Origin of the sequence: uncultured Campylobacter sp., assembly GCF_938031315.1 — a bacterium.
In the GTDB taxonomy this organism is placed as follows: domain Bacteria; phylum Campylobacterota; class Campylobacteria; order Campylobacterales; family Campylobacteraceae; genus Campylobacter_B.
Map to the genome: position 1 here is coordinate 1 of NZ_CALHHT010000513.1, position 1,492 is coordinate 1,492.

The 1,492-nt window shown below is 46.7% G+C and carries 2 protein-coding genes; both read right to left on the bottom strand.

The genetic code is table 11. The features are described 5' to 3' along the window. A partial coding sequence (locus tag Q0236_RS12775; protein WP_297918803.1) for a lytic transglycosylase domain-containing protein occupies window positions 1-935 on the bottom strand: 935 nt, incomplete at its 3' end. Beyond that, window positions 935-1,492, bottom strand: a 558-nt coding sequence (locus Q0236_RS12780) for a TatD family hydrolase (protein ID WP_297918806.1), incomplete at its 5' end; no start/stop codon positions are given. The genes Q0236_RS12775 and Q0236_RS12780, both read right to left, overlap by 1 nt.

A 1,492-nucleotide genomic window follows, 5' to 3' on the forward strand; every position in this document is an offset into this window, starting at 1 on the left:
CCGGCAAGTGCGCCCTTGACTTTGCCTTTGCGATTTTTTAGGCGCGGCTCGTAAGCTTGCAAGGTGCCTTGATTTATGACAAACTCGGCGTATTTGCTCTGCGGGATGTAGAAAAAGTACTTGCCGTTAAGCGGAGATACGCCGTTTTTAATATGAGCGTTGTAATCCTGCATCTGCGACGGCGAAATTCCGATCTGCTTGGCGACGGCGCTTAGCTTCGTGCCGGGAGCTACGGCGATACGCTTTAGCCCCCACGGCTCGTTTTCGAAGAGTAAAATTTTACGCATATTCTCGTTTTGCGCGATATAGGCGTATTTAATGATACGCTTGATGAAATTTTTGGTTTCCGTAGGGAGCGCCTTGCTTTTTAAGAGGCGATCCAAATCATCGCTGCCCGTAGCTGCGATAGCGTTTTTAAGCTTTTGATCGCCGCAGTTATACGCCATAAGTGCTAGATACCACTTTCCGAAATTTTGCTTCAGATGCAAAATATATGAAAACGCAGCATCCGTCGAGGCTGCGGGGTCGCGGCGCTCATCCACGGCGTTATCTACTCTAAGACCGAAATTTTTTGCAGTCGCCGGCATCAGTTGCCACATACCGCCAGCGCTTGCGCCAGAAGTTACGGTATTTTTGAGATGTGATTCGACCATCGCAAGATAGAGCAGAAACTCCGGAGCTTCGATATTATCGATCTCGGTTTTTACCAGATACGCGTTATGCGATTGGCTGGTGACTATGTGTTTAAACTGCCTGCGGTCGCCCGCGTCGATCGCGCGAAAGATGCCCGCGACTACGTTTTTACTCGATTCGTTATTCTCTATACCGAATTGATTTAAAATATACTCGTGGTTTGCACGCATCAAATTCGGCTGACTCGCAAATCCTTCAGCTACTAAAAATAGTGCTAGCAATATAAATTTTAAGGCTTTCATTATTCTCCTTTGATCTGATCGCCAAAAAGCCTACAGGCGTTTTGGCTGGTTATATCTTCGATTTTATCTACACTTAAATTTAAAATTTCGGCTATTTTTTCTACTACGAGCCTCGTGTATGCGGGCTCATTGCGCTCGCCGCGGTGAGGATGCGGCGTAAGATAGGGTGCGTCCGTTTCTATTAGTAATTTCTCTAGCGGAATTTGAGGTAAAATTTCGGCTAAGCTTTTGGCGTTTTTAAAGGTCAAAACTCCTCCGATACCGAAGTAAAACCCGCTATCTGCGAGGCTTAGCAAAAGTTTGCTTGCGTTGAAGCAGTGTAAAACTCCGCCGCAAAGTTCATCCGCTCGCTCTTTTAAAATTTGAAAGCTATCTTCGTTGGCGTCGCGGATATGGACTATGAGCGGTTTTTGGAGTTTTATTGCTAGGTCGATTTGTGATATGAAAGCTTGTTTTTGAGAGGAGATTTCGGCGGATTTGGCTTCGGGGCTATGCTTCAGTCTAAAGTAGTCAAGCCCGCACTCGCCGATACCCACGCACTTGGGGTCGTCCGCGTA